This is a genomic window from Mesorhizobium sp. M0598 (genome assembly GCF_040320865.1).
In the GTDB taxonomy this organism is placed as follows: domain Bacteria; phylum Pseudomonadota; class Alphaproteobacteria; order Rhizobiales; family Rhizobiaceae; genus Mesorhizobium.
The window spans coordinates 117,501-123,500 of record NZ_JAMYQL010000018.1 but is presented as its reverse complement, the minus strand read 5'-3'; the positions used below and the strand labels follow the sequence as shown (position 1 = coordinate 123,500).

Below are 6,000 nucleotides of genomic sequence, written 5' to 3'. Positions count from 1 at the left end.
TCACCCGCTTCTCGGACCTTGCGGAAGAGCATCATTTGCCGGATCGGTTCGAGTGACCTCTTGATACAGGTCTCATTCCTTCGCACCCCCCTCTGTCCTGCCGGACATCTCCCCCTCAAGGGGGAAGATCGGATGTCATTTCGGCTTTCGGCAATCGTCAATGCTGCTAGATATACGCCAATATCGGAGCTGCCAATCTCCCCCCTTGAGGGGGAGATGTCCGGCAGGACAGAGGGGGGCGCTGTCCCGCCGACCTGTCTTTCAATTGCCGCAGGCCGCGCCTGATGGCCAAATCCCGTATCCAGTTCATCTGTCAGAATTGCGGATCGGTGCATCAGCGCTGGGCTGGCAAATGCGATGCCTGCGGCGAGTGGAACACGCTGGTCGAGGAAGGTACGTCAGGCGGTATCGGCTCCGGCCCGGCCAATACGCGCAACGCCCGCAAGGGTCGTGCGGTGGTGCTGACCAGCCTCTCCGGCGACATCGAGGACGCGCCGCGCATCGTCTCCGGCATCGGCGAACTCGACCGCGCCACCGGCGGCGGCTTCGTGCGCGGCTCGGCGCTGCTGGTCGGCGGCGATCCCGGCATCGGCAAGTCGACGCTGCTCACCCAGGCCGCCGCCGCACTGGCAGCAAAGGGCCACCGCATCGTCTATGTCTCGGGCGAAGAGGCGGTCGCGCAGATCAGGCTGCGCGCCCAGCGGCTCGGCGTCGCCGACACCCCGGTCGAGCTCGCCGCCGAGACCAATGTCGAGGACATCCTCGCCACCATCGCCGATGGCAAGCGGCCGGACCTGGTCATTCTCGATTCGATCCAGACGCTATGGACCGACATGGCGGATTCGGCACCCGGCACGGTGACCCAGGTGCGTGCCGCCGCCCAGGCGATGATCCGCTATGCAAAATCCACAGGGGCGGCGATCGTTCTGGTCGGCCATGTCACCAAGGAGGGCCAGATCGCCGGCCCACGCGTCGTCGAGCACATGGTCGACGCGGTGCTCTATTTCGAGGGCGAAGGCGGCCACCACTACCGCATCCTGCGCACCGTCAAGAACCGCTTCGGGCCAACGGACGAGATCGGCGTCTTCGAAATGTCGGACAAGGGCTTGCGGGAAGTCGCCAACCCGTCCGAGCTTTTCCTCGGTGAGCGCCATGCGAAGTCGCCGGGTGCCGCGGTTTTCGCCGGCATGGAAGGCACACGGCCGGTGCTGGTCGAGATCCAGGCGCTGGTGGCGCCATCGACACTGGGCACACCGCGCCGCGCCGTCGTCGGCTGGGACGGTGCCCGGCTGTCGATGATCCTGGCGGTTCTGGAAGCCCATTGCGGCGTCCGCTTCGGCACGCACGACGTCTATCTCAACGTTGCCGGCGGCTACCGCATTTCGGAGCCGGCGGCCGACCTGGCAGTGGCGGCGGCACTGGTTTCCTCGCTCACCGGTCTTGCCCTTCCCGCCGATTGCGTCTATTTCGGCGAAATCAGCCTTTCGGGTGCGGTGAGGCCGGTTGCGCATGCGCAGCAGCGCCTCAAGGAAGCCGAAAAGCTGGGTTTCGGACGCGCGGTTCTGCCCTTGGGCAGCGAGGAACTTGTTGGTGGTAATGGGGTCGGGGGGATCGGAGCCGGCGCTTTCCAGCCCACCGAGCTTGCCGATCTCGTGGCGCGCATAGCCGGCTCTCGGCGCAGCCGCGCCGACGAGCAAGAGTGATGCGGCTCGTCGGGCCGTGAAAAAGAGATCGGAGTGGGGCGAAAAACATGCCGATTACGCTGCTTGACGGAATTCTCGTCGGCTTCACCCTGGTCTCGGCGATGCTCGCTATGGTTCGCGGCTTTTCTCGCGAGATCCTGTCGATCATCTCCTGGGCAGCCGCCGCGGCCGCCGCCTTCTTCTTCTACAAGCCGGTGCTGCCTTACATTCAGCCCTATGTCGACAACGAAAAGGCCGCCATGGCGGCGGCCGCCGGTATCGTCTTCATTGTCGCGCTGATCGTCGTTTCGGTCATCACCATGAAGCTCGCCGACTGGATCATCGATTCCAGGATCGGCGCGCTCGATCGTACACTTGGCTTCCTCTATGGCGCGGCGCGCGGCATCCTGGTCGTCGCTGTCGCGCTGCTTTTCTTCAATTGGCTGGCCGGCGCCAAGGCTCCAGGCTGGATTGCCAACGCCAAGTCAAAGCCATTGCTCGAATCGATCGGCGCCAAGCTCGAAAGCCTGCTGCCCGAGGATCCGGAAAACGCCATCCTCAACAAGCTCAATCCGAATCAGCCGGCCACCGAGACGCCTCTGGCCCCCGACGCGCCTGCTGCGGAAGCCCCTGCCGCCGGCGACGACGCCACTGCTCCGGCACCCGACGACAGCGATGCGCCGCCGGCCGACAATGCGCCCGCGACGCCGGCACCTGCAAACCCGGCGCCGGCAAACTGATTTCGACAGACTTGCCAATCTGCAGACTTGGCGAGGCTCAAGACTGTCGATCATGTGAACGCCGCACGACGTGCGTTGCTTTCGATGCGCTATGACCTTATATGGCGACTTTAGCGGAGCTTGAGCCCCAATGGCAGCCTCAGTGGCAGACGCAGACGACGTGCTTTCCGCCGAAGCCGACGACCATTTCCACGACGAATGCGGCGTGTTCGGCATTTTCGGCCGGCAGGACGCCGCAGCCATCGTAACGCTCGGTCTGCATGCGTTGCAGCATCGAGGCCAGGAAGCGGCCGGCATCGTTTCCTATGACGGCACCCAATTCCATGTCGAACGCCATGTCGGCCTGATCGGCGACACCTTTACCAAGCAGCGTGTCATCGATAGCCTGCAAGGCAACCGTGCCATCGGCCACACACGCTATGCCACCACCGGCGGCGCCGGTCTGCGCAATATCCAGCCTTTCTTCGCCGAACTTGCCGATGGCGGCTTTGCCGTCGCCCATAACGGCAATCTCACCAACGCCATGACCGTTCAGCGCGCCCTGCAGAAGCAAGGCGCCATCTTCTCTTCCACCTCCGACACCGAAACGCTCCTGCACCTGGTTGCCACCAGCAAGGAGCGCGACCTGAATTCGCGCTTCATCGATGCGGTGCGCCAAGTCGAAGGCGCCTTCTCGCTGGTGGCGATGACGTCCAAGAAGATGATCGGGTGCCGCGACCCGCTCGGCATCCGCCCGCTGGTGCTCGGCGATCTCGACGGCGCCTGGATTCTCGCCTCCGAGACCTGCGCGCTCGATATTATCGGTGCGCGTTTCGTGCGCGACCTGAAGCCCGGCGAAATGGTCGTCGTCACCAGCAAGGGCATCGAAAGCCTGTTCCCGTTCGAGCCGCAGAAGACCCGCTTCTGCATCTTCGAATATGTCTATTTCGCGCGGCCGGATTCGTCGGTCGAAGGCCGCAACGTCTATGAAGTGCGCAAGCGCATCGGCGCCGAGCTGGCGCAGGAAAGTCCGGTCGAGGCCGACATCGTCGTGCCGGTGCCGGATTCGGGCACGCCGGCGGCGATCGGCTTTTCGCAGGCCGCGGGCATTCCGTTCGAGCTCGGCATCATCCGCAATCACTATGTTGGCCGCACCTTCATCCAGCCCGGCGATTCGATCCGCCACATGGGTGTCAAGCTCAAGCACAACGCCAACCGCCGCATGATCGAAGGCAAGCGCGTGGTGCTGGTGGACGATTCGATCGTGCGCGGCACCACCAGCCAGAAGATCGTCCAGATGGTGCGCGATGCCGGCGCCAAGGAAGTGCATATGCGCATCGCTTCGCCGCCGACGCGCGCCTCCTGCTTTTACGGCGTCGACACACCGGAAAAGTCGAAGCTGCTGGCGTCGCGCATGTCGGTGGAGGAGATGGCCGAGTTCATCCGCGTCGATTCGCTCGGCTTCCTGTCGATCGACGGGCTCTACCGCGCCGTCGGCGAGGCCGGCCGCGACAACGAGCAGCCGCAATTCTGCGACGCCTGCTTCACCGGCCAGTATCCGACCCGGCTTGCCGACTTCGAGGGCTCCGACAATGTGCGCACGCTGTCGCTGTTAGCGGCCGGCGGGTCGTAGGCCTTGCCGGTCCGTTTGTCTCCCTCCCCTTAGCCCCTCACGGCGGTTTCACCTTGCCTGTCGGAATCCATCGTATGAGCCTTGACCTCTCCGGCCGCGTTGCGGTCGTCACCGGTGCCTCGCGCGGCATCGGCTACTTCATCGCCCTGGAACTTGCCGCCGCTGGTGCGCATGTGATTGCGGTTGCCCGCACCGTCGGCGGATTGGAGGAGCTCGACGACCAGATCAAGGCGGGTGGCGGACAGGCGACGCTGGTACCGCTCGATCTTGCCGACATGGCGGGGATCGACCGGCTGGGCGGCGCCATCCACGAGCGCTGGGGCAAGCTCGACATACTGGTCGCCAACGCCGCTGTGCTCGGCGTCATCGCCCCGATCGGCCATGTCGAGGCCAAGACCTTCGAGAAGGTGATGACCATCAACGTCACCGCAACATGGCGGCTGATCCGCTCGGTCGACCCGCTGCTCAGGCTTTCCGATGCCGGCCGTGCTATCGTGCTGAGCTCCAGCCTTGCCCACTCCGCACGCGCCTTCTGGGCGCCTTATGCGGCGTCGAAGGCGGCGGTCGAGGCCATGACGCGTTCATGGGCGCATGAGACCGAAAACCTGCCGCTCAGGGTCAATGCCGCCGATCCCGGGGCAACGCGCACCGCGATGCGGGCGCAGGCCGTACCCGGCGAGGATCCTGAAACACTGCCGCACCCTTCGGAGATCGCCAAGCGAATCGTGCCGCTGGCCAGCCCTACGCTCAAGGAGACCGGGCTGATCTTCCAGGCCAAGCACAATCGCTTTGTCGCCTACCGGCAGCCGGAGTAGCCACACATCGCATTTTGCCGGAAGAATTGCGCCGGCACCAACGTTGTTCGGGTGCCACAATTCGAGAAACGGAGGACCATATGCGGAGACTGCTTCTCTTGACTGCCACCGCGCTGTTTGCAGTGATCGGCGCCGCGTCGTCGCAGGAGGCAACGATGAGCTTTTTCGTCACCAGCGTCGGCTCCGGCAAAGGCGCCGATCTCGGCGATCTCGCCGGCGCCGACGCCCATTGTAGTTCACTGGCCGAAGCCGCGGGCGTTACCGGCAAGACATGGCGCGCCTATCTCTCGACCAGCGATACCGATGCACGCGACCGTATCGGCAAAGGCCCGTGGTTCAACGCCAAGGGCGTCAAGATCGCCGATGATGTCGCTTCCCTGCATAGCGATGCCAACGCCATCACCAAACAGACGGCACTCGACGAAAAGGGCCAAATGGTCAACGGCCGCGGCGACACGCCCAACCGGCACGACGTGTTGACCGGCTCCAAGCCGGATGGCACGAAAATAGCCGACCAGACATGCGGCGACTGGACGCTGAGCGGAGCAGAAGGTGTGGCGATGATGGGTCATCACGATCGTACCGGCCTCGATGATTCGGCAGCCGCCAAATCGTGGAATTCCTCGCATGCGTCACGCGGTGGCTGCAGCCAGGAAGCGCTGAAGGGCACCGGCGGCGACGGCCTGTTCTATTGTTTTGCGGTGAACTGAACCAAAACGACCCGACATCACGTGGCTGTGATGCCGTGGCTTAACGCCGCGCTTTGGCCCAGCTTTCGCCGCTGGGCCGGAGTTGCTAGGATCGTGCGACTCCCAAAACAAGCAGAGCGAGGAAATACTCATGGCGGCACCGAGCGTAGCGTTAGTCTGGTATCTGGTGATCGCCGGCCCGCAAGGCGGCATGGTCGTGCTGCCCAGCACATTCGACACCCGCGAACAGTGCGCCTTCGCCATAACCGAATACCAGAAGCAACCGACGCCGGCCGGCTGGTCGGTGCAGTGCGTGCCGAGCGCCTCGCCCTTCGCCGACGAGGGCGACGCCGAGGAGCCGTCGGCGCAGTAGGACAGCGTGATCTCCCCCCTTGAGGGGGAGATGGCCGACAGGCCAGAGGGGGTTGGTCCGATCGGGCTCGGCCTGCTGCAGCGGTTGGC

The 6,000-nt window shown here is 64.5% G+C and carries 6 protein-coding genes; all 6 read left to right on the top strand.

Annotated elements, in window-relative coordinates:
* Positions 1-284: 284 nt before the first annotated feature.
* The 6 genes from radA (at position 285) to NKI59_RS21750 (ending at position 5,911) form a co-directional block, all read left to right on the top strand.
* Positions 285-1,703, top strand: a complete 1,419-nt coding sequence (radA, locus tag NKI59_RS21775) for a DNA repair protein RadA (RefSeq protein WP_352453216.1) — start codon at positions 285-287, stop codon at positions 1,701-1,703.
* Positions 1,704-1,750: 47 nt separating this feature from the next.
* The gene (locus tag NKI59_RS21770; RefSeq protein WP_023677716.1) at positions 1,751-2,422 is read left to right on the top strand and encodes a CvpA family protein; all 672 of its coding nucleotides are present in this window, start codon (positions 1,751-1,753) and stop codon (positions 2,420-2,422) included.
* A gap of 142 nt (positions 2,423-2,564) precedes the next feature.
* Positions 2,565-4,034: an amidophosphoribosyltransferase gene (gene purF / locus NKI59_RS21765; RefSeq protein WP_023677717.1), complete on the top strand. Its 1,470-nt coding sequence runs from the start codon at positions 2,565-2,567 to the stop codon at positions 4,032-4,034.
* A 74-nt stretch (positions 4,035-4,108) separates the two neighbouring features.
* Positions 4,109-4,849, top strand: coding sequence for an SDR family NAD(P)-dependent oxidoreductase (locus NKI59_RS21760; protein WP_352706687.1), 741 nt, complete (start codon positions 4,109-4,111; stop codon positions 4,847-4,849).
* Between the two features lie 80 nt (positions 4,850-4,929).
* Complete coding sequence (locus NKI59_RS21755; RefSeq protein WP_352706684.1) at positions 4,930-5,559, top strand: hypothetical protein; 630 nt, start codon at positions 4,930-4,932, stop codon at positions 5,557-5,559.
* Between the two features lie 130 nt (positions 5,560-5,689).
* Positions 5,690-5,911: a hypothetical protein gene (locus tag NKI59_RS21750; RefSeq protein ID WP_254820234.1), complete on the top strand. Its 222-nt coding sequence runs from the start codon at positions 5,690-5,692 to the stop codon at positions 5,909-5,911.
* Positions 5,912-6,000 lie beyond the last annotated feature (89 nt).

Coding starts and splice junctions, on each gene's coding strand:
- NKI59_RS21760 (WP_352706687.1), top strand. CDS start 4,109: ATGAGCCTTGACCTCTCCGGCCGCGTTGCGGTCGTCACCGGTGCCTCG.
- NKI59_RS21770 (WP_023677716.1), top strand. CDS start 1,751: ATGCCGATTACGCTGCTTGACGGAATTCTCGTCGGCTTCACCCTGGTC.
- radA (WP_352453216.1), top strand. CDS start 285: ATGGCCAAATCCCGTATCCAGTTCATCTGTCAGAATTGCGGATCGGTG.
- NKI59_RS21750 (WP_254820234.1), top strand. CDS start 5,690: ATGGCGGCACCGAGCGTAGCGTTAGTCTGGTATCTGGTGATCGCCGGC.
- NKI59_RS21755 (WP_352706684.1), top strand. CDS start 4,930: ATGCGGAGACTGCTTCTCTTGACTGCCACCGCGCTGTTTGCAGTGATC.